This window comes from Phenylobacterium sp., from assembly GCF_035475775.1.
In the GTDB taxonomy this organism is placed as follows: Bacteria; Pseudomonadota; Alphaproteobacteria; order Caulobacterales; family Caulobacteraceae; genus Phenylobacterium.
This window is the reverse complement of record NZ_DATIMC010000008.1, coordinates 20,824-46,775: the sequence shown is the minus strand read 5'-3', so window position 1 is coordinate 46,775 and position 25,952 is coordinate 20,824. Positions and strand designations below refer to the sequence as shown.

Genomic DNA, 25,952 nt, shown 5'->3' with positions numbered 1-25,952 from the left:
CCGAAACAATCCACGGCCGCGCCGGCTCATTCGCGCCGCAGCAGCCGCTCCGTGACCAGCGTTCCCAAGGCGCCGGCGCGGAACTGCGCCTTCAGGCCGGCGGGGTCGTAGGCGGGACTCTTCACCCACTGCAGGAACGTCTGGCCCGCGGGCTCGGCCTCCGCGAGATAGCGCTCGAAGGTGTAGTCCAGCACCCCGGTCTTGCCGTGGCGCACGTGCAGGTACTTGAGCCCGAGCTGGTCCATGGCTTCGCGGATGGATTTGCCCTGCCGGAAGTGCATGTAGAGCACGCTCATCATCCCGGCCCGGTCCGCGCCCGACTTGCAGTGCATCAGCGCCGGGTACTCGATGCGCGCGAACAGCCGCTTGGCGCCCAGCACCGTCTCGCGGGTGGGGACCTCGCGCGAGCCCACGCGGAAGGTCTCGAGCCTCAGGCCCAGCCGCGCGCAGGCCTCCTGCTCCAGGGCGTAGAAGCTGCCGTCCTGGCCGCCGCGCAGGTTGATGACCGTCCGGATCCCCTTCGCCTTCCACCCGGCCAGCTGGTGCGGCCAGGGCTGGTTGGCGCGCACCAGCTCCTCGGAGATCCAGTGGGCGTTCGAGAACCCCAGCCTCAGGTAGGCGTGATCGTTCCACAGGTAGTCGAGCCAGGCTCTCAGCCGGCCGGCCGGCTTGGCCATGTCGAAGCGGGGCCGGTCGGGCGCGGCGGTCATGGCCCCTAACTAGGCGCTTGCGCGGCCGTCCGGAAGCTGCGCCGCCGTCGCGGTCCGTGCGCTAGACTGCCGGAACCGGCCCGGTGCGGGAGGGTTCGAGCGTCGGGACCGGGGTATTTTTCCGAAGAGGCGCGCCATGGACGAACGCATCCGCACGGAACGCGACACCTCGCAGGCCCGCGAGCCCGCGGCCGCACCCTCGCAGCGGCCCCGCATCGAGACCGTCGATCCGGCCACCGGTCGCACGGGCAGGAGCTACGAGGGCCACAGCCGCGAGGACGCCGTCGCCATCCTGGGCCGCGTGCGCGCCGCCTGGCCGGCCTGGCGGCGGACCGGCTACGCCGAGCGGGCGACGGCGATGCGCGCCGCGGCCGAGGTCCTGCGCCGCCGCAAAGCCGAGTTCGCCGAACTGATGACCGCCGAGATGGGCAAGACGGTGACCGAGGGCCTCGCCGAGATCGAGAAGTGCGCGACGAACTGCGACTACTTCGCCGACCACGCGCCGGCGTTTCTGGCGGACCGGCCGGTCGACATGGGCGGGCCGCCAGATTCCTCCAGGGCTTTCGTCACCTTCAATCCGCTGGGCGTGGTGCTGGCGGTGATGCCGTGGAACTTCCCCTTCTGGCAGGTCTTCCGCTTCGCCGCGCCGACCCTGATGGCCGGAGACGCCGCGGTCCTCAAGCACGCGTCCAACGTGCCCGGCTGCGCGCTCGCCATCGAGAGCGTGTTCCGCGAGGCGGGCTTCCCCGAGGACCTGTTCCGCGCCGTGCTGATCCCCGGCCGCGAGACCGAGGCGCTGATCGAGCACCCGGACGTCGCCGCCGTCACGCTCACCGGCAGCGTCGAGGCCGGCCGCCAGGTCGCCCGCGCGGCCGGCGGGGTCCTGAAGAAATCGGTGCTCGAGCTCGGCGGCTCGGACGCCTATGTGATCCTGGGCGATGTGGATGTCGGCAGGGCCGCGGAGATCGCCGCGGCGGCGCGCGTGGTCAACGGCGGCCAGAGCTGCATCGCCGGCAAGCGCTTCGTGGTGGTCCGCGAGATCCGCGAGGCGTTCGAGCGCGCCCTCGTCGAAAAGATGCAGGCTTTCGCCATGGGCGATCCGCGCGATCCCGCGACCCGGCTCGGCCCGATGCAGTCGCTCAAGGCGCGCGACGACGTGCACGACCAGGTCACGCGGAGCGTTGCGGCCGGCGCGCGGGTGCTGACCGGCGGCGAGGTCCCGGACCGGCCGGGCGCCTGGTATCCGCCGACTGTGCTCGGCGAGGTGCGTCCCGGCATGCCGGCCTATGACGAGGAGGTGTTCGGGCCGGTTGCCGCGGTCATCGAGGCCAGGGACGAGGCCGACGCGATCCGCATCGCCAACGGGTCCCCCTTCGGCCTCGGCTCCGGCGTGATCACCGCCGACCTGGCGCGCGGCGAGCGCATCGCCCGCGACGAGCTCGAAGCGGGGCTGAGCTTCGTCAACGCCAATGTCCGCTCCGACCCCCGACTGCCGTTCGGCGGGGTCAAGGACTCGGGCTACGGGCGCGAATGCTCGGAGTTCGGAATCCACGAGTTCGTGAACGTCAAGACCGTGCTGGTCCAGTCCTGAGCCTCCTCTCCCGGGCGCGCCAGGACCCTAGAGCGTCACCACCGCCGCCCTTCGGCCAGGATCACCAGGTGTTCGGCGTCGCCGGCCGGCGCGGTCCCCTGCACCTGGCTCTTCAGGCGTGCCGCCGCGACGCCGCGGCGCTGCAGGTCGGCCAGCACCGCCTCGGCGCGCTGGCCGGCGAGCTTCGCCTGTTCGGCGGCGGCGCCATGGCCGTCCGCCTGGCCCACGACGATCGCGCTCACCCCCGGATGGCAGGCGAGCGCGGCGGCGATGGTCTGCAGCGCCGGGGCGTCGAGCTCGGTCAGCGCACCCTCGTTGAAGCCGAAGTCGACGCTCGTCGGCGAGGCGACGTCAGGGCAGGCCTTGGCCTGCTGGTTGGCCGCGCGATGGGCGCGCGCTTCCAGGATCGCCTTGCTGGGCGTGGGCTGCACGCTGTGGGTGATGCAGCCGGCCAGCGACAGCGCGGCGAGCGGCAGGAGGAGGTTCAGGTGAGACGCGAAGCGGGGCATGGCTCAGGCCAGGGGTTGCGGGGCGGCGAAGGCAAACCGCGGGCTTGCGCCGGTGTCAACGCGCAAGGCGGGCGATCGGCGGCCGGGAGGGTCGGAACCCGCGCCGCGCCTCCCGACTTTCCCGCCGGGACGCTGGCGGGGCCGAGGACGCATTCCATGGACGCCAAGGAGCATCTGGTCAGCTACCTGAAGTCGCGCGCCTTCGAGCCGGTGCTGCGCGCCCGCGACGACGGCCGCTCGGAGACGGAGAAGCGAAAGCTCAGCGACGTCAAGAAACGCACCCGCGAGGAGATCGACCGCTTCGAACACTATGGCTCGGCGCAGGAGGTCTACGTCAATTTCAAGCGCGACCTCGACTCCGAGCCGGCGAAGAAGGTGCATGCGGAGCTGAGGTCGCTGGGCCTGCCCACGATCAACGACATCGCCGGAGACTTCGAGAACGAGGCTCGCAAGCTCGGCGTCGCCCACTGAGCTCGGCAGCGTCCGGCCACGGCCGCGCTGAAACCGCCGGCGAAGCCCCGCCGTTTGCCTCTCACACGACACGTCACGCATCAGAGGAGACAGCCATGCCGCAAGGCAGAGAAGGCGAGAAGGACGACCTCCAGGCCCGCGAGTACCGCGACGCGAAGGGCCAGATCCACCACCATACCCACCCCTACATGGAGCGCCACGGCATGGATGGCGCCGCCAGGTCCGGGCGCGCCGAGTCCGGCGCCGGCGCGCGCTCCAAGCCCGTCAAGCCCAAGGGCGACGGGCTCTCGGTCCAGATGAGCCGCAGCGCCCGGGCGACGACCGACCCCGGCGAGATCCGCTCCTGGGCCGAGGCGCACGGCGGCGTGCCGGCGGCGGTCAAGCGCACCCACAAGGGCGGCGATGTCGGCATCATCCGGATCATGTTCCCGGATGCGCCCAACTCCGAGCACGAGGCGCTGCAGGAGATCACCTGGGACGAGTTCTTCCAGGAGCTCGAGGCGCGCGACCTCGCCCTGCTCTACGACGAGGACAGCATGTTCTCGAAGATCATCGGCCGCGACACCGCCGAGAAGCGCGCGGAGGGCGACAACGACGCCGCGCGCTGATCAGTTCGCCGGCGCGACCTCGCTCATCACCGCCCCGATCTCGTCGTGCAGCACGAGGTCGGCGAAGCCGTCGAGGTCAGTGGGCTCGCGGTTGACGATCGCCAGCCTCGCCCCGTTGCGCTTGGCGAGCAGCGGGAAGCCCGCCGCCGGATAGACCACCAGCGATGAGCCCAGCACCAGGAACAGGTCGCAGGCCAGCGTCTCGGCCTCGGCGCGGGCCATCGGCTCGGCCGGCATCGGCTGGCCGAACGAGATGGTGGCGGTCTTCACCAGCCCGCCGCAGGCGCGGCAGTAGGGGATCTCGCCGGCCTTGAGGAAGCCCTCCTTCAGCTCCGCGAGTTCATGCCGCTCGCCGCAGTCGAGGCAGGCCGCATAGCTCGCATTGCCGTGCAGCTCGATCACCTTGTCGGCCGGAACGAAGGAGTCCTGGTGCAGGTTGTCGACGTTCTGGGTGATGACCGCCGCGCACGCGCCTTCGGCGACCAGCCGCGCCACCGCGTGATGGCCGGCGTTGGGCGCGCGCCCGGTCCAGCCGGCGCGGCCGGTGAACGCCCGCTCCCACGCCTCGCGCCGGCGGTCGGGGTCGGCGACGAAGTCCTGGAAGTAGATCGGCTTCATCCGGCTCCAGACGCCGCCCGGCGAGCGGAAGTCCGGGATGCCGGATTCGGTGGAGATGCCGGCGCCGGTGAACACCACCAGCCGCCGCGCCTCGGCGATCATGCGGGCGAGATCGGATCGCGACATGCGCCCAGTCTATACGAAGGCGGGAGCCCAGGCCGAGCGGGATCGGACCGCGGAAAACGCGGAAAAGCGCGCATGCGCGCCGCGCAGAAGTCGGCGCTTTCGGGGATGAGGTCGTCGCCCGCGGCATTCCGCGTGGCCGGCCGCGGCCGGCCTTCTGCATGTTCCGCGGGTTTCCTCCTGCCAGCCCGGGTCACATCGCCAGTTTCGGGAAGTGGCGCGGCCCCTCCTCGCGGCCGCCCGCGTCGTGCTGACCTTCCTCGAGCGGCGAGTTCGCCCCGGTCTCGACGCCCAGCGGCGCGCGCTCGTCCGGCGTCGCGGGCGCCTGGACGGCGAGATTGTTGGTGACGGCCTTCACGCCCCCGCAGCGGCGCACGATGGTTTCGGCGAGCCGGACCCCCGAGGGCGCGGCGACGCTCCCGTTCAGGGTGACCACGCCGCCTTCGACCTCGACCTCGACGCCGCGCGCGTCGAGCAGGCGATCCTGCATCAGGGCCTCGCTCACCTGCTCCTTCAGGCGGGCGTCCGAGCGCGTCCAGCCCTTAGGACCCTTGCCGGCGTGCGGCCCGGCCTGCGGCCCCTGCGCCTCGGCGCGAGGGTCCATCCAGGCCCGGTAGTCGGAGGGCGCATGACTCGCGCCATAGCCCTGGCCCCAGCTGCCGTCGAAGCCCTGGTCGCGCCCGCCGCCTCCGAAGTCGCGGCCATAGCCGCGTCCATAGCCGGGCTGCGGATATCCCAGGCGCCCGGGATCTTGCGGATAGCGCGGATCGGCCATGGCGGTTCTCCCATTCGAGGACGGCTTCACGGTGCAAAACCGGCCAGCGAAGGGGCCGTTCCAGGGTTGGGGAGGGAGAGTGCGGTCGACCCGGCTTGGTCGGGGGGGATGCCAGGGTTGTCAGGCCGGGTCGACCGTGGCCGCTCGTATCCGACAGGCAAGTCGTTGAGAGACCGACGCCACAACCTTCTGTCAAATGATAGGTTCCGGCCTGGCGGCGGAAATATCGCCGTTCGCGAAACGGGCCGCCTGAGACGATCGGCCCCGCGGGCGCCTGTTTTTCAGGCTTTGCCGAGAGAAGCTTTGCCGGTATTCGCCTCGCAAGCGGCGCCTGGAATCGCGGCGCCCGGGGGCAATTGGGGGCGCAATCGTGGGCAGGATCGATGCGGCGGACACCGCCTGGGTGCTGTCGGCCACCGCGCTCGTGCTGTTCATGACGCTGCCCGGCCTGGCGCTGTTCTACGCCGGGCTGGTGCGGATGAAGAACGTGCTTTCGGTCATGATGCACTGCGTGGCGATCGCCTGCCTCGCCTCGGTGCTGTGGCTGTTCGGCGGCTACAGCCTGGCCTTCTCCGGGACGGGGCCGCTGATCGGCGATCTGGCCAAGTTCGGGCTCATCGGCGTCGGCCGCGACAGCGTCACGGGCAGCCTGCCGGAGACCTTGTTCTTCGCCTTCCAGATGACCTTCGCGGTGATCACCCCGGCGCTGATCGTGGGCGCCTTCGTCGAGCGCATCCGCTTCGCCGCCGTGCTGCTGTTCTCGGGCCTGTGGCTGCTCGTCGTCTATGCGCCGGTCGCCCACTGGGTCTGGGGCGGCGGCTGGCTGATGGGCCGCCACGTCATGGACTTCGCCGGCGGCCTCGTGGTGCACGCCACCGCCGGGACCTCGGCGATCGTGCTGGCCTGGCGGCTGGGCCCGCGCGACGGCTATCCGCGGGATCTGTCGCCGCCCCACAACCCGGGCTTCACCATGATCGGGGCGGGCATGCTCTGGGTCGGCTGGTACGGCTTCAACGCGGGCTCGGCGCTGGCCGCCAACGGCGATGCGGCGGCCGCCCTGATCGCCACGCACCTGTCGGCGGCCAGCGCCGGCCTGGTCTGGGCGCTGATCGAATGGATCCGCTTCAAGCGCGCCAGCATGGTGGGCATGGTGACCGGCGTGGTCGCCGGCCTCGCCACCGTCACACCGGCCTCCGGCTTCGTGGGCCCGATCGCCGGGGCCGGGATCGGCGCCGCCGCGAGCCTCATCTGCTACAACGCCGTCGAGTTCGTGCGCCACAGGGTGAAGATCGACGACGCGCTGGACGTCTTCGCCGTGCACGGCGTGGGCGGCATCCTGGGCGTGATGCTGGTGGCCGTGCTCGCCGCGAAGCAATTCGGCGGGGCGGGCTATGCGCCGGGCGTGACCATGGCCGGCCAGGCCGCCACCCAGGCGCTGGGCGTCGCCGCGACGGTCGCCTGGTCGGCGATCGGCACCTTCGTGCTGGCCTTCATCTGCGAGAAGACGGTGGGCCTCAGGGCCCGCGACGAGGTCATCGAGGAAGGCCTCGACCTCGCCGCCCACGGCGAGCGGGCGTGGAACCCGTAGGGCGCGGGCTCAGCCGATCGCGGCCTGGATCGGCCCGAAGATCATCGGCAGGATGTAGATCCGCAAACCCTGCAGGATGAGGATCGCCAGGATCGGGGTGATGTCCACGCCGCCCAGTGGCGGGATGAAGCGCTGGAAGGGCCTGAGCACCGGCCGGGTCACCGCGTCGAGAAAGTGCGCGATCGAATAGACGATGCGGTTCCTGAGGTTGATCACGTCGAAGGCGACCAGCCAGGAGATGATCGCGCTGATGATGATCGCCCAGATCAGGAGGCCCAGGAGCGCGTCGATGATGAAATAGAGGAAGCTGCCCATCAGCGCCGCTTCTATCCGGGTTTGGCGCGACGGCAAAGCGGCCGCAAGCCGCCCCTGCGGCCCGCCGCCGCGCGCCTGCGGCGCTTGACAGCCGCCCGCCCAGTCGCCTTATTCCGCGCCTTCCGTGGGGCCGTAGCTCAGTTGGTAGAGCGCTACGTTCGCAATGTAGAGGTCAGGGGTTCGACCCCCCTCGGCTCCACCAGATCCTCCTTGACCGAGACCCGCGCGCGCTACGCGAGCGCCGCGACCGCCGGCCCGCTGCGCATTGGCATTTGAACGCCGAAGGGTTCAAGTCGCCGAGCCGGGCCGTAGCCGGCTGTCCATCATCGGAGGGAGGAACGGCAGAATGTCCTTCGGAAGCGAGTTCAAGGAGTTCATCGCGCGCGGCAACGTCATCGACCTGGCGGTGGGGGTGATCATCGGCGGGGCGTTCGGCAAGATCGTGACCAGCCTGGTCGACCAGGTGATCATGCCGCCCATCGGCCTGGCGACCGGCGGCATCGACTTCTCGCAGATGAAGCTCGTGCTCAAGCCGGCGGACGCGGCCGCCAAGCAGGCCGAGGTGGCGATCCAGTACGGCGCGTTCCTGAACACGGTCATCCAGTTCGCGATCATCGCCCTGGTCATCTTCCTCATCGTCAGGGCGATCAACACCCTGCGTCGGCAGGAGGCGCAGGCCCCGGCGGCCTCGCCGCCCGCGCCCACCAAGACCGAGGCCCTGCTGGAGGACATCCGCGACGCGCTGCGGAAACCCTGAGGGCCGTTGCCGCCCGGGATGTTTCTCCGGGTTGAAACCGAAGCGAAACCGAACCGCGCGAGACAGGCCGCCGGCTTCGCGCTTAAGGTCCGCGCGCGATCCATCGGATGAGGAGCCTTCGCCATGGCCCTGGAGCGCGCCGATCCGTCCCGCCGCGCCGCCTTCGCGGCGGCGGGCCTGCTGACCGCGGGCGCGGTCCTCAGCCTGCCCGGTTGCGCCAGGCCCGCCTCCGACGCGGACAAGCCGGGCCAGGCGGACGTCTCGGCGGTCGATGACCTGATGCGCGAGCATGGCGTGCTGCGCCGGCTGCTGGTGGTCTATCGCGAAACCGCCGGCGTGATCCGCGCCTCGGCCGCCACCCTCGATATCGCCGCGCTTGGCCAGGCCGCCGACCTGTTCCGCAGCTTCGGCGAGGACTACCACGAGAAGGCGCTCGAGGAGGCGCACATCTTCCCGATGGTGAAGAAGGCCGGCGGCCGCGCGGCGAGCCTGATCGACACCCTGATCGCCCAGCACCGGCGAGGGCGCGAGATCAACGACTACCTCACCGGGCTCGCGAAGTCGGGCGGCGTGCGCACCGGCCAGGCCGAGCCCCTGGCCCAGGCCCTGGAGAGCTTCGCGCGGATGTACGAGATCCACGCCGCCATCGAGGACACGGAGGTGTTCCAGGCCTGGCGGGCGACGCTCAACGCCAAGGAGCTCGACGCCTGGTCCGACAAGTTCGAGGACATCGAGCACCAGACCTTCAAGGGCGACGGCTTCGACCTGGCGCTGGAGCAGGTGGCCGGCATCGAGCAGCGCCTCGGCCTCTCCGACCTCGCCCGCTACACCGCCCCTTCGCCTCCCCCTACCTGAACCCGCTCGTCCCCGCGCAGGCGGGGACCTAAGCTGAATTTCGGCTGCGAACGCGGCTTGGATTCCCGCTTTCGCGGGAATGAGCGGGGGAGGGGATCAGCGCGCGTCGGGTCGGGAGCGCGGAGCGCGACGATGCGCCCGCAAGATTCAGTGCGCGTCGTCCCAGTTCGTCGCGGCGCGGGCCTCGACTACCAGCGGCACGGAGATGGAAGCTGCCGGCTCGGCGGCGCGGGCCATCACCTGCTTGGCCACCGCGATCACCGCCTCGGCCTCGGACTCGGGCGCCTCGAACACCAGTTCGTCGTGCACCTGCAGCAGCATCCTGGCGCTCAGCCCCGCCGCCGTCAGCGCGCCCGGCATGCGGATCATGGCGCGGCGCATGATGTCGGCCGCGGCGCCCTGGATCGGGGCGTTGATCGCCGCCCGGTCGGCGAAGCTGCGCTCGGCCTGGCTCTTGCCGCGCGCCGCCGGGATGTGGACCTTGCGGCCGAAGATGGTGGTCACGAACGCCTGGCTGCGCACCTGCTGCATCTGCCGGTCCATGTAGGTGCGGATACCGGGGAATCGCTCGAAGTAGGTCTTGATGTAGGCGCCGGCCTCCTCCCTGGGGATGCCGAGCTGGTTGGAGAGCCCGAAGGCCGAGATGCCGTAGACGATGCCGAAGTTGATCGCCTTGGCCCGGCGCCGCGTCTCGGCGGGCATCCCCTCGACCGGCACGCCGAACATCTCCGAGGCGGTGGAGGCGTGGATGTCCAGGCCCTCGGCGAACGCCGCCTTGAGCTGGGCGATGTCGCCGATGTGGGCCAGCAGGCGAAGCTCGATCTGCGAGTAGTCGGCGCTGATCAGCACGTTGCCGGGCTCGGCGATGAAGCAGCGGCGGATCTTGCGGCCCTCTTCGGTGCGGATCGGGATGTTCTGCAGGTTCGGATCCGACGAGGCGAGCCGCCCGGTGGTCGCCGCCGCCAGCGAGAACGAGGTGTGCACCCGCCCGGTCGCAGGATCGATCGCGGCCACCAGGTTGTCCGTGTAGGTGCCCTTCAGCTTGGAGAGCTGGCGCCAGTCCAGCAGCGTGCGCGGCAGCTCGTGGCCCTGGAGAGCCAGGTCCTCCAGCAACGAGGCGTCGGTGGAGAGCTGTCCGGTGGCCGTGAACCGGCCGGAGCCCAGCCCCATCTCCTTGAACAGCACCTCGCCGATCTGCTTGGGCGAGCCCAGGTTGAAGGGCCGGCCGGCCAGCTCGTGCGCCTTCGCCTCGAGCTCGGCCATGCGCACCGAGAAGTCGTTGGAGAGCTCGCGCAGCCGGTCCGGATCGACCTTGACGCCGGCCAGCTCCATCTCCACCAGCACCTTGGGCATCGGCCGCTCGAGCGTCTCGTAGACGGTGAGCAGGCCCTCGCGGGAGAGCCTCGGCCGCAGGTGCTCGTAGAGCCTGAGCGTCACGTCCGCGTCCTCGGCGGCGTAGCAGGTCGCCTCGGAGAGGGCCACGTGCTTGAAGCTCTTCTGGGCCTTGCCGGCGCCGGCCACGGTCTTGAAGCTGATCGGCTCGTGGTCCAGCAGGCGCTTGGAGAGCTCGTCCATGCCGTGGCTCTTGTGCAGGCCGCCCTCCAGCACGAAGCTGATCAGCATGGTGTCGTCGATCGGCGCGACCTCGATCCCGTAGCGGGACAAGACGGCCAGGTCGTACTTGCCGTTCTGCGCCACCTTCAGGACCGAGGGATCCTCCAGCAGCGGCTTCAGCCTGGCGAGCACCTCCTCGCAGGGGATCTGCGCCAGGTCCTCCCGGGTCTCGAACTCCAGTCCCTCGCCGCCGGCGTGCTCGTGGCCCACGGGAATGTAGCAGGCTTCGCCCGGGGCGATGGCCAGCGACACGCCGCAGAGCCTGGCGCTGGACGAGGACAGAGCGTCGGTCTCGGTGTCGAAGGCGATGCGGCCCGCCTCGTGGGCGCGGGCGATCCAGGCCTCCAGGGTCGCGAGGTCGCGCACGCACTGGTAGGCCTCGATGTCGATCGGCGCATGCTTCGGCGGCTCGGGCGGCTTGACCTCCGGGGCGGGCGTGGCGGCCGGCGCCTCGCCGCGCAGGTGCGCCTCCACCCGGCGGGCGATGGTGCGGAACTCCATCTTCTCCAGGAACTGGGCCAGCGCCTCGCTCTCGGGATCGCGCACCGCCAGCTCGTCGATCGGTGAGGGCAGCGGCGTGTCGCAGTCCAGCTTCACCAGCTCGCGCGATAGCCGGATCTGGTCGGCGAAGTCGATCAGCGTCTGGCGGCGCTTCTCCTGCTTGATCTCGTGGGCGCGGGACAACAGCGTGTCGAGGTCGCCGTATTCGAGGATCAGCGCCGAGGCGGTCTTGACGCCGATGCCCGGGGCGCCCGGCACGTTGTCCACCGAATCGCCGCACAGCGCCTGCACATCGACGACCTTCTCGGGCGGAACGCCGAACTTCTCGACCACCTGGTCATGGCCGATGCGCAGGTTCTTCATGGTGTCGAGCATCGAGACCTTCGGGCCCACGAGCTGCATCAGGTCCTTGTCGGAGGAGACGATCACCACCTCGCCGCCGAGGTCGCGGACCTTGCAGGCGTAGGCGGCGATGAGGTCGTCGGCCTCGTAGCCGGGCAGCTCCAGGCAGGGCACGCCGAACGCGCGCGTCGCCTCGCGCACCAGCGGGAACTGCGGGACCAGGTCCTCCGGCGGCGGCGGCCGGTGGGCCTTGTAGGCGGCGTAGAGCTCATTGCGGAAGGTCCGCTCGGAATGGTCGAACACCACCGCCAAGTGGGTCGGCGCCTCGGCCTCGGCCTTCATGTCGACCAGGAGCTTCCAGAGCATGTTGCAGAAGCCCGAGACCGCGCCTACCGGCAGGCCGTCCGACTTGCGGGTGAGCGGCGGCAGGGCATGGAAGGCCCGGAAGATGAAGCCCGAGCCGTCCACCAGGTAGAGCCGCACGCGCGGCCCGTCCTGCGTCGGCTCGCGCGGGATCTCGCCCAGGGTTTCGGGCGGCGTCTCGGGGGCGGCTTCGAGGGTGTCGCTCATCCGGGCAAGATAGGCGTTGGACGCGGCGAGGTCATCACTCGGCTCATCCGCCGCCGCCGTCGGCCGCAGCCCTTGCCAAGCTGGAGCATCGGGGCGAGCGTCGCGCGATGAGCGAGCGCGACCTCACGCCCGGACGGCTGGAAACCTTCTCCGACGCGGTGATCGCGATCATCGTGACGATCATGGTCCTCGAGCTGCGGCCGCCGGCGAGCGTCGCCTGGTCGTCGCTCGCGGCGCTGTGGCCCGACTTCGTCAGCTATCTGATCAGCTTCTGGTTCGTGGCGATCTTCTGGGTGAACCACCACCACATCGTGCGCAGGCTCTCGCGCCTGACCGAGCCCGTGCTCTGGGCCAACATCAGCTTTCTTTTCGTGTTGTCGCTGATCCCCTTCGCGACCGCCTGGGTGGGGCGCAGCGGCGTCGCCGCCCGGCCCATGCTGCTCTATGCTCTGGTCATCATGGCTTGCGGCGCCAACTTCGCCCTGCTGCGCGGGTTGATCGAGACGACGCTTCCGACGCCCCAGCGCCGCGCGTTCAACGGCCCGAGGGTGCAGGTCGTGGGCTTCGCCACCATGGGCCTCCTCGTCACCGCCGGGATGGTCAGCTTCGCATGGCCGCGCGCCGCGCTGGCGATCGTCGCCGCCTCGTCAATCCTCCACATGGCCCCTCTGACGCGCCACTGAGATCGCGCCCATGCCCGAAACCGAGATCTTGCAGGCTCGCACCGTCGCGGTCCTCGCCGACTGCCACATCCACCCCGGCGGCGGGCCGGACTGGACACGCGCCGTGCTCACCGCGCTCGAGGGCTGCGACCTGATCGTCACGCTGGGCGACATGGGCGAGAGCGCCGGGCTCGATCGCCTGGCTCAGATCGCGCAGGTGCTGGGCGTGGCCGGCGCCGACGACCAGCCCGATCCGCGGACCTCGCCCAGGCTCCGGCGCCTGTCGATCGGTGGCGTGGCGCTTGGCTGCGTCTTTGATCCCAAGGCCGCGGGCCTCGCCGCCTTGGCGCATCCGTTCGAACCGGCGGCGGACTTTCCCGACGCGCTCGCCCGTGCGTTTGGCGGCCCGGTGGACGGCCTGCTCTACGCCTCGACGCACCGTCCGGCTTCGGCCGAGTTCGCCGGCGTCTGGGCGGTCAATCCCGGCAGCGCCCTGCTGCCCGACGAGGGCGCAAAGCCCGCCTTCGCCCGCCTCACGGTCGAGAACGGCCGGCTCCGTCCCGAGATCGTGACGCTCAGCTAGCGGCGAACCGCGCGTTGAGATTCGCCAGCCCGTCCGCGCCGGCTGCGAACGCCTCGTAGGAGCCGGTCTTCAGGAACTCCGCCGCCGCGCTCGCCAGCGGCGCATAGGCCGAGCGGAACGGCGCGGTGGCCGACGACAGCCGGCGCACGCCCAGCGCCTGCAGCCGCTCGGCCGGCGCGAGGCCGGGCAGCAGCATGATGTTGAGCGGCAGGGCGATGGCGTCGGCGAGGCGCCCGATCAGGTCCTCGTCCCTGGCCCCGGGCACGAAGATGCCGTCGGCCCCGGCGTCGCGGTAGCCCGCCGCGCGCTGCGCCACGTCCGCATAGGCCGCATGCCCCTCGGCCAGGCCCTTGAGGATCACGTCGGTGCGGGCGTTGATGAACAACGGCACGCCCGTCGCGTCGGCCGCCTTGCGCGCCGCCTCGATCTTGCGCGCGTGCAGGTCCGGCGGGCGGCGGCCGTCCTCCAGGTTGATCCCGACGGCGCCGGCCTCGATCACCGCGCGGATCAGCTCGGAAAGCTCGTCCGGATCGTCGGTGTAGCCGCCCTCGATGTCGGCGGTGAGCGGCGTCTCGCCCGCCGCCTTCGCGCAGGCCTCGATCGTGGCGATCAGCCGCGCGCGGGGCAGCTGGTCGCCGTCCGGGTAGCCGTGCGCCCAGGCCACGGCGGCCGAGGAGGTCGCCACCGCCTTGGCGCCGGCGTCGGCCAGGATCGCGGCGCTGGCGCCGTCCCAGGCGTTCGGCAGCACCAGGATCTCGGCGGCGTGATGGAGCTTGGCGAACGCTTCCGCCTTGGCTTTCTGGTCCATGTTCCCTCCGGAGGCTGCAGCATGCGATGCAGATATAGGCGCTGTTGCGAGGCCCGCTCGCGAGAACCGGCCGCAGACTACCTCCCCCGTTCACGGGGAAGGGGGACCACCCGCCGCAGAGCGGGTGGTGGAGGGGGCGAGGCATATGCACAGTGCGTCCGCTCGCCCCTCCCACCATTCGCTCTTCCGCCCGCCTGCGCGGGCGTCGGCGAACGGTCCCCCCTCCCCATGAATGGGGAGGGCAGATAAGACCGCCCGCGTGCGCACGGCCCTGACCCGCCTGACCCTGACCGATGTCCGCTCCTACGCGCGGGCGGAGCTGGCGCTGGATGGCCGCCCGGTGTTCCTGGTCGGGCCGAACGGGGCCGGCAAGACCAACCTGCTGGAGGCGGTCAGCCTGCTGACGCCGGGCCGGGGCCTGCGCGGCGCGAGCCTCGCCGAGGTCGGCCGCCGGCTCCCGGGCGAGCCGCGCGGCCGGGCCTGGGCGGTCGCGGCGGCGGTCTCCGCGGACGGCGAGGCGACCCACCTGGGGACGGGCATGGCCGAGCCGGGCGCCGCACGCCGCACGGTGCGCCTGGAAGGCGAGACGGTCCCGCCCGGCCGTCTCGCCGAGCATCTGCGCCAGGTCTGGCTCACCCCGGCGCAGGACCGGCTGTTCCTGGAAGGCGCGGGCGAGCGGCGCCGCTTTCTCGACCGGCTGGTGTTCGCCGCCGAGCCGCTCCACGCGGCGCACGCCCAGGCCTACGAGCGGGCGCTTCGCGAGCGCATGCGGCTGCTGACCGAGGGTCCCGCCGATCCGGCCTGGCTGGATGCGCTGGAGGCGCGGCTGGCCGGGGCGGGCGCGCGGCTGGCCGAAGCCCGCGCGCGCACGCTCCTCGCGCTGCAGGCGGAGATCGCTGCGCGCGGCGAGCGCCCGTTTCCGCAGGCGCGCCTCACGCTCTCCGGCGAGTGGGAGCAGATGGCCGCAGGCGGCGCCCAGATCGCCGACCTCGAGGGCCGGCTCGCCGCCGCGCTGAAGGCCGCGCGCGAGCGCGACGCCGCCGCCGGCCGGGCGCTCACCGGCCCGCATCGCGGCGATCTCCTCGTCACCCACACGGAGAAGGACCGTCCCGCGGCCGAATGCTCCACCGGGGAGCAGAAGGCCCTGATCCTCAACCTCGTCCTCGCCCAGGCGGCGCGGCTGGCGCGGATCGAAGCGCAGCCGAGCCCCATCCTGCTGCTCGACGAGGTCGCGGCCCACCTCGACGCCCGCCGCCGCGCCGCCCTGTTCGACGAGGTCGAGGCGCTGGGCCTGCAGGCCTTCCTGACCGGCACGGACGCGCAGCTGTTCGAGGCCCTGGCCGGCCGCGCCCAGGGCTTCGCCGTCGAGGCTTCGGAACTGGCGCCGATTTCGGCCTGAACACGTGCAGAATCAAGGCTGAGGCCCTATATAGGAGAAGCGGCTTCCCCGGGCCTCGATGCGCATGCGCGCGACCTGCCTCGCAACGGCCCTCCGCCCCAAATCCGGACCAGAGATGAGCGAAGACAACGAGACCAACGGCCCTGAATCCAACGGCAACGGCAACGGCGACGATTACGGCGCGGAATCGATCAAGGTCCTCAAGGGCCTGGATGCGGTGCGCAAGCGGCCGGGCATGTACATCGGCGACACCGACGACGGCTCGGGCCTGCACCACATGGTCTACGAGGTCGTCGACAACGCGATCGACGAGGCGCTGGCGGGCTACGCCACCCGGGTCGAGGTGATCCTGGAGGCCGACGGCTCGTGCACCGTCACCGACGACGGGCGCGGCGTCCCGACCGACATCCACGAGGGCGAGGGCGTCTCCGCCGCCGAGGTCATCATGACCCAGCTGCACGCCGGCGGGAAATTCGACCAGAACTCCTACAAGGTCTCCGGCGGCCTGCACGGGGTGGGCGTCTCGGTGGTGAACGCGCTCTCCGACTGGCTGAGGCTGACGGTCCACCGCGGCGGCTTCACCCACCGGATGGAGTTCCGCGGGGGCGACCCGGTCGCGCCGCTGGCCATCGTCGGCAAGTCGCCGCTGCGCGAGAACGGCGAGTTCCTGACCGGCACCGAGGTCACCTTCCTGCCGTCCACCGACACCTTCGCCTTCATCGACTTCGACCGGAAGACGCTGGAGCACCGGCTGCGCGAGCTCGCCTTCCTGAACTCCGGCGTCACCATCTGGCTGAAGGACCACCGCGAGGCCGAGCCGTTCGAGGAAGTGATGCACTACGACGGCGGCATCGAGGCCTTCGTGCGCCACCTCGACAAGGCCAAGTCCCCGCTGATCCGCGACCCCATCGTGGTCCGCGGCAAGCGCGAGAACGTCGAGCTCGACCTCTCGCTGTGGTGGAACGACGGCTACCACGAGAACGTGCTCTGCTTCACCAACAACATCCCCCAGCGCGACGGCGGCACCCACCTGGCGGCGTTCCGCTCAGCGCTGACGCGGGTCATCACCAACTATGCCGAGAGCTCCGGGGCTGCGCGGCGCGAGAAGGTGCAGGTCACCGGCGAGGATGGGCGCGAAGGGCTCACCTGCGTGCTCTCGGTGAAGATCCCCGACCCGAAGTTCTCCTCACAGACCAAGGACAAGCTGGTCTCCTCCGAGGTGCGCCCCGCGGTCGAAGGCCTGGTCGGCGAGGGCCTGGGCGCCTGGTTCGAGGAGCATCCGAACGAGGCGCGGCTCATCGTGCAGAAGATCGCCGAGGCGGCCGCAGCGCGCGAGGCGGCCCGCAAGGCGCGCGAGCTCACCCGCCGCAAGTCGGCGCTCGACATCACCTCGCTGCCCGGCAAGCTCGCCGACTGCTCGGAGAAGGACCCGGCGAAGTCCGAGATCTTCCTGGTGGAGGGCGATTCGGCCGGCGGCTCGGCCAAGCAGGCCCGCAACCGCGAGAACCAGGCGATCCTGCCGCTGCGGGGCAAGATCCTCAACGTCGAGCGGGCGCGCTTCGACAAGATGCTGTCATCGGAGCAGGTCGGCACCCTGATCACGGCGCTGGGCGCCGGCATCGGCCGCGACGACTTCGACATCGAGAAGATCCGCTACCACAAGATCATTCTGATGACCGACGCCGACGTCGACGGCGCGCACATCCGCACGCTGCTGCTCACCTTCTTCTACCGGCAGATGCCGGAGGTGATCGAGCGCGGCTATCTCTATATCGCCCAGCCGCCGCTCTATAAGGCCTCCAAGGGCAAGTCGATCCGCTACCTCAAGGACGACGCCGAGCTGGAGATCTACCTGATCGACGAGGGCGTCGACGGCGCGACGCTCGATCTCTCCAGCGGCGAGCGCCTGGTCGGCGCCGACCTTCTGGCCATGGTCACCACGGCCCGCGGCGCCAAGGCCAACGTCGAGCGCCTCGCCACCCGCGCCCCGCCGTTCGCCGTCGAGCAGGCCGCTCTCGCCGGCCTCCTGGGCGACAACGGCGACCCGGCCAAGGCCGCCCGGCGGCTCGACCTCTACGCCGAGGAGGGCGACGGCCCCTGGGAAGGCGCGCGCGGCGAGGCCGGCGGCTACGTGTTCTCGCGGGTCAAGCGCGGCGTCTCCGAGCGCATCGTGCTCGACGAGCTGTTGCTGCACGCCGCCGACGCCCGCCGGCTCTCCGAGCGCTCCAAGGCGCTGGCCAAGGTGTTCGACGGGCCGGCGGTGTTCACACGGCGCGACCGCACCACCCCGGTGCGCGGGCCCATCGACCTGGTGAATGCGGTGATGGACGGCGGCCGTCGTGGGCTTTCCGTCCAGCGCTACAAGGGGCTGGGCGAGATGAACGCCGACCAGCTCTGGGAGACCACGCTGGACACCAACGCGCGCACCCTGCTGCAGGTGAGGGTGAACCACGCCGACGACGCCGACGACATGTTCACCCGACTGATGGGCGACCTCGTCGAGCCCCGCCGCGAGTTCATCCAGGCGAACGCGCTCGACGCCGAGGTGGACGTTTAGCAGCAAAGATGCTCCCCCTCTGGGGGAGCTCCGCCGGAGGCGAAGAGGGGGGCTTTTGCTTGAGCGCGGGCGACTGAAACCCCCTCCGCCGCTTCGCGACACTTCCCCTGTGGGGAGTATCTAGCCCTCGAAGCCTCCCACCACCTCCAGCACCGCCTCGCCGTACCGGGCGAGCTTGGATTCACCGACGCCGGAGAGGCGCACCAGCGCCGCCCGGCTGGCCGGGCGTGCGGCGGCGATCTCCGCCAGGGTGCGGTCCTGGAAGATGACATAGGGCGGCACGTGCTGGGCCTTGGCTTCCCCGGCGCGCCAGGCGCGCAACGCCTCGAACAGCGCCTGGTCCGAGGGCGCGACCCCGGCCGCCGCTTCGCCGCGGCGCTTGCGGCGGGGCCGCGCGTCGGCCTCGGCGCGCCTGCGCGTCAAGACCTGCCGTTCCCCGCGGAACACCGCCCGCACGGCCTCGGCCTCGCCCAGGCCGACCAGAGGCCGGCCGTCGTTCGGGTCCTCGCGCAGCAACCCCTCGAACAGCAGCTGCTCGATGAGATCGCGCCACGCCGCGGCCGGGAGCTCCCGGCCGATCCCGTAGGTGGAGAGCGCCGCCTCCTGGGCGCCGACCTCCTTGGTCTTGCCGAGCAGGTGGTCGACGAGCCGGCCCTTGCCGAACCGCCCGCCGAGCCGGTGCGCGGCCGAGAGCGCCTTCTGGGCGGCTTCGGTCGCATCGATCGTCTCGGCCCCGCCCAGGCAGAGGTCGCACTGGCCGCAGGGCTCGACGTCCGCCTCGCCGAAGTAGCGCCGCACCGCCGCCGCCCGGCAGCCCGCGCCGTCCAGCATGGCGTAGAGCTGGCGGACCTTGCGGACCTGCGCCTGCTTGACCGTTTCGTCCACCTCGCGCTCGGCGATCCGCCGCAGCGCCCAGGCGAGGTCGGCCGCGCCGTAGAGGGTGACGCCCTCGGCCGGATCGCCGTCGCGCCCGGCGCGGCCGATCTCCTGCCAATAGGCTTCGATCGAGGCCGGCGGATCGGCGTGGATCACGAAGCGGACGTCGGGCTTGTCGACCCCCATGCCGAAGGCGATGGTCGCCACCATCACCGCGGCGTCGGCCTGCAGGAAGTCCTCGAGCCGCCGGCTGCGGAGCTCGCGCTCGAGGCCGGCGTGATAGGCGAGCGCCGGGACGCCGGCGGCGCGCAGGGCGCCCGCCAGGGTCTCGGTGGCCTCGCGCGAGCCGGCATAGACCACGCCCGAGCGGCCGGGTCGGGCCGTCACCAGCTCGATCACCCGCTTCTCCTTCGAGCCGCGCTTGCGCTCGGCCGACAGGATCAGTTCCGGGCGCGCGAACGAGGCCACGAACTCGGCCGCGTCCTCCAGATGCAGCTGGGCGCGGATGTCCGCCCGGGTCCGCGCGTCGGCCGTGGCGGTGACGGCCAGCCGCGGCACGGACGGGAACAGCTCGGCCAGCCGCCCCAGCATCCGGTAGTCCGGGCGGAAGTCGTGCCCCCACTGGCTGACGCAATGCGCCTCGTCGATGGCGATCAGGGCCAGCGGCAGGCGGGCGAGCCGGTTCAGCATCGAAGGCTGCATCAGGCCCTCGGGCGAGACGTAGAGCAGGTCGAGCTCGGCGGCTTCGATCCGCCGCCAGGTCTGCGTCTTCTCGGCGGGATCGATGTTGGAATCCAGCCTCGCGGCCGCGACGCCCGACTGCTGCAGGGCCGCGACCTGATCGGTCATCAGCGCGATGAGCGGCGAGACCACCAGCCCGAGGCCGGGCCGGATCATCGCCGGGATCTGGTAGCAGAGGCTCTTGCCCCCACCGGTCGGCAGCACGGCCATGGCGTTGCGGCCGGCCAGCGCCTCGCCGATGACCTGCGCCTGCAGGCCCCGGAAGTCGGCATGCCCGAACACCCGCCGCAGGATCCCGCGCGCGGCGTCCAGCGGCTCGGCTTCGAGTTCGGCGACGGACATGGGCCGGTTATGCCCGTGAGTCGCAAGAGACGCGATGCGTCTTTCCCTCCCTTGATGGGGAGGGACAGGCCGCGCAGCGGCCAGGGTGGGGAAGCTACGACCGGGCTCCGCGCTCGACGATTGGCGCCTCACGTCCGGCGCCGCCTCCAACGCCAGCACGATCTGATCCATCACCCCGCCCAGGTTCCGCCCGGTCGTGACGTCCCCACCCTGCGCGCCTGTGGCGCGCTGTCCCTCCCCATCAAGGGAGGGAATCAGGTCGCCGCGTCCAGGCGGCTGATGCTCGCCCTCTGCGCCCAGTGCGAGCCCATGCGGTTGCGGAACTGCTCGGGGCGCTCGCTCAGCGCCTCGGTCTCCAGCCACAGCCGCTTCAGGTGTCGCACCCGCCCGCTCGCCCTGTCGTCCTCGTAGCCGGTGCGGCCGTGCAGCACGTGGTAGTTGTTGATGAACTGCATGTCGCCGGGCTGGAAGTCCATGATCACCGAGTAGCGGCCGCTCTCCGCCTCGGCCTGCATCCAGGCGAGCGCCTCGATCGCGCGCTCGGTGAGCCGGGGCGCGTCGGCGTGCCGCTGCGAGGCCAGGATGTAGCCGCGGATCAGCCGCACGAAGAGCCGCCCGCCATAGGCGGTGAACACCGGCATGGGGTACCAGTCCCGCCCGCCCGGGGGCTGCTCGCCCCGATAGTCGTAGGGCTGCGGCCTGTAGAGCTCGGCGGCGAGATCCGGCCGTTCGCGGACCAGGCGGTTGTGCAGCGCGACCGAGTTGCAGACCGCCGACAGCCCGCCCGAGGCGCCGGTCTGCAGGCAGAGCAGGCCCACAAGATCCGAGCCGTCGCAGTGGAAGTCGAGCGGGATCTGGCCGAGCTCGTTGCCGCGCGCGGTGGGATCGCCGGGCTGCTTGCCCTGATCGGTGACGTCGCCCAGCAGGTGGCCCTTGGCGTTCTGCGGCCAGGGCCGGCCGAGGTGGGCGCCGATCCCCCAGTAGGCCAGGCACATCTGGTCGTTGGACCACCACTGGCGCGGCAATCCGCGGATCCGCACGAAGCCGCGGCCATCGATCAGCTCGGCCTCGATCCGCTTGAGGCGCGGGCCGAGCGTGGGCAGCGGGAAGTCGGCCCTGCCGATCTGCAGGAAATCGTCGGACTTCGCCCTCGCGACGGCGATGGCCCGCTCCAACTCCTCGATCTCGCCGGGGCTGAGGTGCTCGGTCCAGAGCCTCTCGTCGGCCACGTCCTCGGCCGTCCACGCGCAGGCGGTCTCCAGCGGAACCGGCTGGACCTCGGGACGATCGTCCGCCATGGCCCTACTCCGCCGCCATGGCCGCCGGCGCGGCCTGGGCTCCGCGCAGCAGCCGCCCCGGCAGCGCGCCCGTGGGCTCGCCGTCGCGGTAGGTGATCTCGCCCCTGACGATGGTGGCCGTATAGCCGTCCGCCCGCTGGATCAGCCGGCGCCCGCCGGTCGGCAGGTCGTAGGCCACCTGCGGCGCTTTCAGCTTCAGCCTGTCGTAGTCGATGACGTTGAGGTCGGCGCGGAACCCTTCGGCGACCAGGCCGCGGTCGTAGAGCCCGACCGTCTCGGCGGTGTCGCGGCACTGGGCCTTGACCATCCGTTCCAGCGGGATCTTCGGCCCGCGGCTGCGGTCGCGCGTCCAGTGCACCAGGTTGGTGGTCGGGAAGCTGCCGTCGCAGATCATGCCGACGTGCGCGCCGCCGTCCGAGAGGCCCGGCACCACGCACTCGTGGTTCAGCATCTCGTAGGCCGGATCGAGGCTGTAGTCGGCGTAGTTGAGGATCGGCAGGTAGAGCATGCCCCGGCCGCCGTCGGTCAGCATGTGGTCCAGCGCCACCTCAGGGGGGTCCTTGCCCTGGGCGGCGGCCAGCGCCGCCACGGAGTTCTCGCGGGTGGGCTCGTAGTCGGGCTCCTCGCCCATCAGGTAGATGCGCTCCCACGAGCGGGCCGGCGACAGGCCCGGCGCGCGGGCCGATTCCGGCTCCTCGGCGAGCAGCCGGGCCCGGAACCCCGGATCGCGCAGCATCGCCACGCGCTCGGCGAGCGGCCTGTCCTTGATCGCCCGGTAGCTCGGATAGGAGCTGAACGGATTGACCGTGAGCTCGAGGCCGAACAGCACGCCCACCGGGCGGCTGGCGACCTGCGCCCGCATGGTCAGGCCCCTCGCCTTGGCGGCCGAGAGCCGCTCCAGCAGGTACTTGTACTGCAGGGGATCGCGCGGGCTCTGCACCAGAGAGAAGGAGAGCGGGCGGCCCGACCTGGCCACCAGACGCTCCAGCATGTCGAACTCGGCCTCCGGGTCGTTGAAGTCGGAGACGAACTGCAGCACGCCGCGGCCGGCGGCCGCCAGGCCCATGGCGATGCCGGTGAGCTCGTCCTCGCCGGCGGTCAGCGTCGCGATCGGCGAGCCGTCGGAGGAGCGGTGGTTCAGCGTGCGCGAGGAGCCGAAGCCGATCGCGCCGGCCTCCATCGCGCGCTTGGCGATGGCCGCCATGGCGTCGACGTCGGCCTCGGTGGCCGGCTCGCGGTCGACGCCGCGCTGGCCCATGACGAACACCCGGAGCGCCGCGTGCGGCAGCTGGCTGCCCACGTCGACGTCGAATCGGCGCCCCGCCAGGCTCTCGAAGTACTCGGGATAGCTCTCCCAGTTCCACGGCAGGCCCTCGGCGAGCACCGGGAACGGGATGTCCTCGACGCCTTCCATCAGCCGGATCAGCCGGTCGTGGTCGTCCGGCCGGCAGGGCGCGAAGCCGACGCCGCAGTTGCCCATCACCACCGTGGTGACGCCGTGCCAGGAGGAGGGCTGCAGGCGCTCGTCCCAGGTCGCCTGGCCGTCGTAGTGGGTGTGCACGTCGACGAAGCCGGGGATGACGATCTGGCCGCGCGCGTCCACCTCCTCGGCGCCGGCGCCCGCGATCCGGCCGACCTTGGCGATCTGGCCGTCCTTGACGCCGACGTCGGCCTCGTAGGGCGCGCCGCCCGCGCCGTCCACGACGGTCCCGCCGCGGACCACCAGGTCATAGGCTCGTTCCATAGCTCGCCTCCCTCGGGCGAAGGGCATTGGGTTATCGCCGGTAATTAGCGGCCCGGCGGCCCCTCACGGTCAAGCGGTTAGTTCGAGCTCGGCCGTCGGAACTCACGAACGATTCAGCCTTTTTGTTCCGGCCCCTTTAAGGCCCGAGGAGAGACAATGGCGCAGCGTAGAACGGACGAGGGACCCGTTATGACGCCGAAGATCCTGCTGGTCGCCGCCGTCCTGGCGGCGATCGCGATCGGATTCGCCTTGCCCGGGCCGCACCGGATCAAGGCGGAGCCACGCTCGCAGATCCCGACGCTCGAGGTCGGCAAGGGCTGATCTGAGCCAAATCGGCTAGGCTCCGAGGTGTGAGTCGGGGCCCTTTCACGTTCTACGAATTCTTCGCCGGCGGCGGCATGGCGCGCCTGGGTCTCGGCGAGGCTTGGGCGTGCCGGTTCGCCAACGACTTCGACCCGGCGAAGGCGGCCGCCTACCGCGCCAACTTCCCCGATGCGGCGGCGCATTTCCGCCACGGCGACGTCTGGGCCCTGCGGGCCGCAGACCTGCCGGGCCGCGCCGACCTCGCCTGGGCGTCCAGCCCCTGCCAGGACTTCAGCCTGGCGGGCGCGCGGGCGGGCCTCTCCGGCGGCCGATCCTCGGCCTTCTACGGCTTCTGGCGTCTGGTCGAGGGGCTGGCGAAGGACGGCCGCGCCCCGCGCATGGTGGTCATCGAGAATGTCGCGGGCCTGCTCACCTCCCATGGCGGCAAGGACTTCGAGGCGCTCGCGGCGGCGCTGGCCGGGCAAGGCTACCGGTTCGGCGCGCTGGAGATCGATGCGGCGGCGTTCCTGCCCCAGTCGCGGCCCAGGGTGTTCATCGTGGCCTCGCGCGGGCCGGCGCCGGCCGCTCTCACCGGTCCGAGCCCCTGGCACACGCGCGGCGTGAAGGTCGCATTCGATCGGCTCCCGCCGGCGCTCGCGACGGACTGGATCTGGTGGCGCCTGGCCGCCCCGCCGGTCCGCAACCTCGACCTCGCGGCGCTGCTGGAGGACGACTCCGCGGTCGCCTGGCATCGGCCGGAGCGCACCGCCCGCTGGCTGGCCCTGATGTCGCCGCTGCATCGCCAGCGGATCGAGGCGGCGCGGGCGCGCGGCGCGCGCGCCGTGGGGGCGATGTTCCGGCGGATGCGGCGGGAGGACGGCCGAACGGTTCAGCGGGCCGAGGTCCGCTTCGACGGGCTCGCGGGCTGCCTGCGCACGCCGCGCGGCGGCTCCTCGCGGCAGGCGATCGTGGTGCTCGAGGGCGGCGAGGCGCGCACCCGGCTGCTGACGCCCAGGGAGGCGGCGCGGCTGATGGGCTTGCCCGAGAGCTATCGGCTGCCGGACGCGGCCACCGCGGCGCTGATGGTGGCGGGCGACGGGGTGGCGGTCCCGGTGGTGCGCTGGCTCGCCCAGCTGCTGCTCGAGCCGCTGCTCGAGGACCGGGCGGTGATGGCCGCCGAGTAGCGGGGCCTTTCGGGGCGTCCGCGATGACGCTAGGCTCGCGGCACGAAGGGCAGTCTCCGCATCCGAGGTCCATCCATGGACGCCACTCCCGACAAGGTCTACGACGCCGCGCGCTACCGCCGCGCCGGCCGGGGCAAGATCTTCGAATCCGTTCTCGACCTGGTGGGCGACACCCCGCTGGTCGGCCTGCCCAGGCTGTCGGCGGCGCTGAAGCCCAAGGGCGAGGTGGTCGCCAAGCTGGAGTTCTTCAATCCGCTCGCCTCGGTCAAGGACCGCATCGGCGTGGCCATGGTCGAGTACCTGGAGGCCAAAGGGCTCCTGAAGCCCGGCGGGACGGTGGTCGAGCCGACCAGCGGCAACACCGGCATCGCGCTCGCCTTCGTCTGCGCGGCCAAGGGCTACAGGTGCGTGCTGGTCATGCCCGAGAGCATGTCGCTGGAGCGCCGCAAGATGCTGCTGCTGCTGGGCGCCAAGCTCGAGCTCACCCCGCCGGAGAAGGGCATGGCCGGCGCCGTCGCCCGCGCCCGCCAGATCGTCGAGGCGACGCCGGGGGCGGTGATGCCGCAGCAGTTCGACAACGTCGCCAATCCCCTGATCCACCGCGTCTCGACGGCCGAGGAGATCTGGAACGACACCGAGGGCCGGGTCGATGCGGTGATCTCCGGCGTCGGCACCGGCGGCACCATCACCGGCGTCGGCCAGGTGCTGAAGGCCCGCAAGCCCTCGGTGAGGATGATCGCCGTGGAGCCCTCGGGCTCGGCGGTGCTCTCGGGCGGTCAGCCGGGGCCGCACAAGATCCAGGGCCTGGGCGCGGGCTTCGTGCCCTCCATCCTCGACCGCGGGGTGATGGACGAGGTGATCCAGGTCACCAACGAGGACAGCTTTGCGATGGCCCGCCGGGCGGCGCGCGAGGAGGGCCTGCCGGTCGGCATCTCCTCCGGCGCGGCGCTGGTCGCCGCCTTCGACGTGGCGGCGCGCGACGAGATGGCCGGCAAGCTGATCGTCACCATCATCCCGAGCTTCGCCGAACGCTACATCTCGACCCCCCTGTTCGACGGCCTGTGAGCGACGTCTATCCCGTCGAAAAGCGCTCGGCGGTGATGCGCCGGGTGAAGGGGCGCGACACGACGCCGGAGCTGAAGGTGCGGCGGGCGCTGACCGCGCTCGGCGCCCGCTACCGCCTGCACCGCAAGGACCTGCCGGGCACCCCGGACATCGTGCTGCCGGGGCGCAGGCTGGCGCTGTTCGTCCACGGCTGCTTCTGGCACGGCCACGATTGCGCCCGGGGCGCACGCGTGCCGAAGGGCAATCGCGACTACTGGGTCGCCAAGGTCGCCCGCAACCGCGCCCGCGACGCCTGGAGCCGCTCCGCCCTGGACGCCGCCGGCTGGCGCGTCGAGGTGGTCTGGGAATGCGAGCTGAAGGACGCGGCGGGCCTGCGGGAACGGCTGGCCGAGCTCCTCTCCCCAGGGAACACCGGGGAGAGGGCAGGGTGAGGGCCCGTTGGT

24 protein-coding genes and 1 tRNA gene are annotated in these 25,952 nt (G+C 71.5%); 15 read left to right on the top strand and 10 right to left on the bottom strand.

The window, feature by feature from the left end; genetic code table 11:
- Positions 1 to 26: 26 nt before the first annotated feature.
- On the bottom strand, positions 27 to 710 hold the full coding sequence (locus tag VLI41_RS01280; RefSeq protein ID WP_325266241.1) for a tyrosine-protein phosphatase: 684 nt from the start codon (positions 708 to 710) through the stop codon (positions 27 to 29).
- A 136-nt stretch (positions 711 to 846) separates the two neighbouring features.
- On the opposite strand from VLI41_RS01280, the gene VLI41_RS01275 reads away from it, so the two are divergent.
- The gene (locus VLI41_RS01275) at positions 847 to 2,301 is read left to right on the top strand and encodes an NAD-dependent succinate-semialdehyde dehydrogenase (RefSeq protein WP_325266240.1); all 1,455 of its coding nucleotides are present in this window, start codon (positions 847 to 849) and stop codon (positions 2,299 to 2,301) included.
- A gap of 35 nt (positions 2,302 to 2,336) precedes the next feature.
- Here the strand turns inward: VLI41_RS01275 and VLI41_RS01270 are convergent, their stop codons facing one another.
- On the bottom strand, positions 2,337 to 2,810 hold the full coding sequence (locus VLI41_RS01270; RefSeq protein WP_325266239.1) for an OmpA family protein: 474 nt from the start codon (positions 2,808 to 2,810) through the stop codon (positions 2,337 to 2,339).
- Between the two features lie 156 nt (positions 2,811 to 2,966).
- On the opposite strand from VLI41_RS01270, the gene VLI41_RS01265 reads away from it, so the two are divergent.
- Positions 2,967 to 3,281 (top strand): hypothetical protein, encoded by a 315-nt coding sequence (locus VLI41_RS01265; RefSeq protein ID WP_325266238.1) that lies wholly within the window; start codon positions 2,967 to 2,969, stop codon positions 3,279 to 3,281.
- 95 nt (positions 3,282 to 3,376) lie between these two features.
- Positions 3,377 to 3,889 (top strand): hypothetical protein, encoded by a 513-nt coding sequence (locus tag VLI41_RS01260; RefSeq protein WP_325266237.1) that lies wholly within the window; start codon positions 3,377 to 3,379, stop codon positions 3,887 to 3,889.
- Here VLI41_RS01260 and VLI41_RS01255 read toward each other — a convergent pair whose 3' ends face one another.
- Positions 3,890 to 4,633, bottom strand: coding sequence for a Sir2 family NAD-dependent protein deacetylase (locus tag VLI41_RS01255; RefSeq protein WP_325266236.1), 744 nt, complete (start codon positions 4,631 to 4,633; stop codon positions 3,890 to 3,892).
- Positions 4,634 to 4,823: 190 nt separating this feature from the next.
- Positions 4,824 to 5,405 carry a BON domain-containing protein gene (locus VLI41_RS01250; RefSeq protein ID WP_325266235.1) on the bottom strand — a complete coding sequence of 194 codons (582 nt, stop codon included), beginning with the start codon at positions 5,403 to 5,405 and terminating at the stop codon, positions 4,824 to 4,826.
- 370 nt (positions 5,406 to 5,775) lie between these two features.
- Between VLI41_RS01250 and VLI41_RS01245 the strand changes: the two genes are divergently transcribed.
- Positions 5,776 to 6,993 carry an ammonium transporter gene (locus VLI41_RS01245; RefSeq protein ID WP_325266234.1) on the top strand — a complete coding sequence of 406 codons (1,218 nt, stop codon included), beginning with the start codon at positions 5,776 to 5,778 and terminating at the stop codon, positions 6,991 to 6,993.
- 9 nt (positions 6,994 to 7,002) lie between these two features.
- Here the strand turns inward: VLI41_RS01245 and VLI41_RS01240 are convergent, their stop codons facing one another.
- On the bottom strand, positions 7,003 to 7,308 hold the full coding sequence (locus VLI41_RS01240; RefSeq protein WP_325266233.1) for a YggT family protein: 306 nt from the start codon (positions 7,306 to 7,308) through the stop codon (positions 7,003 to 7,005).
- A gap of 126 nt (positions 7,309 to 7,434) precedes the next feature.
- Here VLI41_RS01240 and VLI41_RS01235 point away from each other — a divergent pair.
- The 3 genes from VLI41_RS01235 to VLI41_RS01225 all read left to right on the top strand — a co-directional run bounded on the left by VLI41_RS01235 (position 7,435) and on the right by VLI41_RS01225 (position 8,920).
- Positions 7,435 to 7,510 (top strand) — tRNA-Ala (locus VLI41_RS01235).
- A 144-nt stretch (positions 7,511 to 7,654) separates the two neighbouring features.
- Positions 7,655 to 8,065 (top strand): large-conductance mechanosensitive channel protein MscL, encoded by a 411-nt coding sequence (gene mscL, locus VLI41_RS01230; RefSeq protein WP_325266232.1) that lies wholly within the window; start codon positions 7,655 to 7,657, stop codon positions 8,063 to 8,065.
- Between the two features lie 123 nt (positions 8,066 to 8,188).
- The gene (locus VLI41_RS01225; RefSeq protein WP_325266231.1) at positions 8,189 to 8,920 is read left to right on the top strand and encodes a hemerythrin domain-containing protein; all 732 of its coding nucleotides are present in this window, start codon (positions 8,189 to 8,191) and stop codon (positions 8,918 to 8,920) included.
- Between the two features lie 147 nt (positions 8,921 to 9,067).
- On the opposite strand, the gene polA is transcribed toward VLI41_RS01225, so the two are convergent.
- Positions 9,068 to 11,947 carry a DNA polymerase I gene (gene polA, locus VLI41_RS01220; RefSeq protein WP_325266230.1) on the bottom strand — a complete coding sequence of 960 codons (2,880 nt, stop codon included), beginning with the start codon at positions 11,945 to 11,947 and terminating at the stop codon, positions 9,068 to 9,070.
- Between the two features lie 107 nt (positions 11,948 to 12,054).
- Here polA and VLI41_RS01215 point away from each other — a divergent pair, with 107 nt between their 5' ends.
- Positions 12,055 to 12,630: a TMEM175 family protein gene (locus tag VLI41_RS01215; protein WP_325266229.1), complete on the top strand. Its 576-nt coding sequence runs from the start codon at positions 12,055 to 12,057 to the stop codon at positions 12,628 to 12,630.
- A gap of 10 nt (positions 12,631 to 12,640) precedes the next feature.
- On the top strand, positions 12,641 to 13,192 hold the full coding sequence (locus tag VLI41_RS01210; RefSeq protein ID WP_325266228.1) for a metallophosphoesterase family protein: 552 nt from the start codon (positions 12,641 to 12,643) through the stop codon (positions 13,190 to 13,192).
- Here the strand turns inward: VLI41_RS01210 and VLI41_RS01205 are convergent.
- Positions 13,185 to 14,000 carry an isocitrate lyase/phosphoenolpyruvate mutase family protein gene (locus VLI41_RS01205; RefSeq protein ID WP_325266227.1) on the bottom strand — a complete coding sequence of 272 codons (816 nt, stop codon included), beginning with the start codon at positions 13,998 to 14,000 and terminating at the stop codon, positions 13,185 to 13,187. The two genes, VLI41_RS01210 and VLI41_RS01205, sit on opposite strands and share 8 nt — an antisense overlap.
- Positions 14,001 to 14,259: 259 nt before the next feature.
- Here VLI41_RS01205 and recF point away from each other — a divergent pair, with 259 nt between their 5' ends.
- Both recF and gyrB read left to right on the top strand, forming a co-directional pair.
- Complete coding sequence (recF, locus tag VLI41_RS01200) at positions 14,260 to 15,399, top strand: DNA replication/repair protein RecF (protein WP_325266226.1); 1,140 nt, start codon at positions 14,260 to 14,262, stop codon at positions 15,397 to 15,399.
- Between the two features lie 115 nt (positions 15,400 to 15,514).
- Complete coding sequence (gyrB, locus tag VLI41_RS01195) at positions 15,515 to 17,956, top strand: DNA topoisomerase (ATP-hydrolyzing) subunit B (protein ID WP_325266225.1); 2,442 nt, start codon at positions 15,515 to 15,517, stop codon at positions 17,954 to 17,956.
- A 120-nt stretch (positions 17,957 to 18,076) separates the two neighbouring features.
- On the opposite strand, the gene recQ is transcribed toward gyrB, so the two are convergent.
- The 3 genes from recQ to VLI41_RS01180 form a co-directional block, all read right to left on the bottom strand.
- Positions 18,077 to 19,915, bottom strand: a complete 1,839-nt coding sequence (gene recQ / locus VLI41_RS01190) for a DNA helicase RecQ (RefSeq protein WP_325266224.1) — start codon at positions 19,913 to 19,915, stop codon at positions 18,077 to 18,079.
- Between the two features lie 254 nt (positions 19,916 to 20,169).
- Positions 20,170 to 21,213, bottom strand: coding sequence for a TauD/TfdA family dioxygenase (locus tag VLI41_RS01185; RefSeq protein ID WP_325266223.1), 1,044 nt, complete (start codon positions 21,211 to 21,213; stop codon positions 20,170 to 20,172).
- Between the two features lie 4 nt (positions 21,214 to 21,217).
- Positions 21,218 to 22,957 (bottom strand): N-acyl-D-amino-acid deacylase family protein, encoded by a 1,740-nt coding sequence (locus VLI41_RS01180; protein WP_325266222.1) that lies wholly within the window; start codon positions 22,955 to 22,957, stop codon positions 21,218 to 21,220.
- A 189-nt stretch (positions 22,958 to 23,146) separates the two neighbouring features.
- Here VLI41_RS01180 and VLI41_RS01175 point away from each other — a divergent pair, with 189 nt between their 5' ends.
- The 4 genes from VLI41_RS01175 to VLI41_RS01160 all read left to right on the top strand — a co-directional run bounded on the left by VLI41_RS01175 (position 23,147) and on the right by VLI41_RS01160 (position 25,940).
- The gene (locus VLI41_RS01175; RefSeq protein WP_325266221.1) at positions 23,147 to 23,278 is read left to right on the top strand and encodes a hypothetical protein; all 132 of its coding nucleotides are present in this window, start codon (positions 23,147 to 23,149) and stop codon (positions 23,276 to 23,278) included.
- A gap of 29 nt (positions 23,279 to 23,307) precedes the next feature.
- Positions 23,308 to 24,444: a DNA cytosine methyltransferase gene (locus VLI41_RS01170; protein ID WP_325266220.1), complete on the top strand. Its 1,137-nt coding sequence runs from the start codon at positions 23,308 to 23,310 to the stop codon at positions 24,442 to 24,444.
- A gap of 75 nt (positions 24,445 to 24,519) precedes the next feature.
- Positions 24,520 to 25,509 carry a cysteine synthase A gene (cysK, locus tag VLI41_RS01165; RefSeq protein ID WP_325266219.1) on the top strand — a complete coding sequence of 330 codons (990 nt, stop codon included), beginning with the start codon at positions 24,520 to 24,522 and terminating at the stop codon, positions 25,507 to 25,509.
- Entirely contained in the window at positions 25,506 to 25,940 is a 435-nt protein-coding gene (locus VLI41_RS01160) for a DNA mismatch endonuclease Vsr (RefSeq protein WP_325266218.1), read from the top strand. The genes cysK and VLI41_RS01160 overlap by 4 nt, the downstream gene beginning before the upstream one ends.
- Positions 25,941 to 25,952 lie beyond the last annotated feature (12 nt).

Coding starts and splice junctions, on each gene's coding strand:
- VLI41_RS01280 (WP_325266241.1), bottom strand. CDS start 710: ATGACCGCCGCGCCCGACCGGCCCCGCTTCGACATGGCCAAGCCGGCC.
- VLI41_RS01215 (WP_325266229.1), top strand. CDS start 12,055: ATGAGCGAGCGCGACCTCACGCCCGGACGGCTGGAAACCTTCTCCGAC.
- VLI41_RS01175 (WP_325266221.1), top strand. CDS start 23,147: ATGACGCCGAAGATCCTGCTGGTCGCCGCCGTCCTGGCGGCGATCGCG.
- polA (WP_325266230.1), bottom strand. CDS start 11,947: ATGAGCGACACCCTCGAAGCCGCCCCCGAGACGCCGCCCGAAACCCTG.
- VLI41_RS01265 (WP_325266238.1), top strand. CDS start 2,967: ATGGACGCCAAGGAGCATCTGGTCAGCTACCTGAAGTCGCGCGCCTTC.
- VLI41_RS01205 (WP_325266227.1), bottom strand. CDS start 14,000: ATGGACCAGAAAGCCAAGGCGGAAGCGTTCGCCAAGCTCCATCACGCC.
- VLI41_RS01250 (WP_325266235.1), bottom strand. CDS start 5,405: ATGGCCGATCCGCGCTATCCGCAAGATCCCGGGCGCCTGGGATATCCG.
- cysK (WP_325266219.1), top strand. CDS start 24,520: ATGGACGCCACTCCCGACAAGGTCTACGACGCCGCGCGCTACCGCCGC.
- mscL (WP_325266232.1), top strand. CDS start 7,655: ATGTCCTTCGGAAGCGAGTTCAAGGAGTTCATCGCGCGCGGCAACGTC.
- VLI41_RS01210 (WP_325266228.1), top strand. CDS start 12,641: ATGCCCGAAACCGAGATCTTGCAGGCTCGCACCGTCGCGGTCCTCGCC.
- VLI41_RS01260 (WP_325266237.1), top strand. CDS start 3,377: ATGCCGCAAGGCAGAGAAGGCGAGAAGGACGACCTCCAGGCCCGCGAG.
- VLI41_RS01180 (WP_325266222.1), bottom strand. CDS start 22,957: ATGGAACGAGCCTATGACCTGGTGGTCCGCGGCGGGACCGTCGTGGAC.
- recQ (WP_325266224.1), bottom strand. CDS start 19,915: ATGTCCGTCGCCGAACTCGAAGCCGAGCCGCTGGACGCCGCGCGCGGG.
- VLI41_RS01240 (WP_325266233.1), bottom strand. CDS start 7,308: ATGGGCAGCTTCCTCTATTTCATCATCGACGCGCTCCTGGGCCTCCTG.
- VLI41_RS01185 (WP_325266223.1), bottom strand. CDS start 21,213: ATGGCGGACGATCGTCCCGAGGTCCAGCCGGTTCCGCTGGAGACCGCC.
- VLI41_RS01275 (WP_325266240.1), top strand. CDS start 847: ATGGACGAACGCATCCGCACGGAACGCGACACCTCGCAGGCCCGCGAG.
- VLI41_RS01255 (WP_325266236.1), bottom strand. CDS start 4,633: ATGTCGCGATCCGATCTCGCCCGCATGATCGCCGAGGCGCGGCGGCTG.
- gyrB (WP_325266225.1), top strand. CDS start 15,515: ATGAGCGAAGACAACGAGACCAACGGCCCTGAATCCAACGGCAACGGC.
- VLI41_RS01270 (WP_325266239.1), bottom strand. CDS start 2,810: ATGCCCCGCTTCGCGTCTCACCTGAACCTCCTCCTGCCGCTCGCCGCG.
- VLI41_RS01225 (WP_325266231.1), top strand. CDS start 8,189: ATGGCCCTGGAGCGCGCCGATCCGTCCCGCCGCGCCGCCTTCGCGGCG.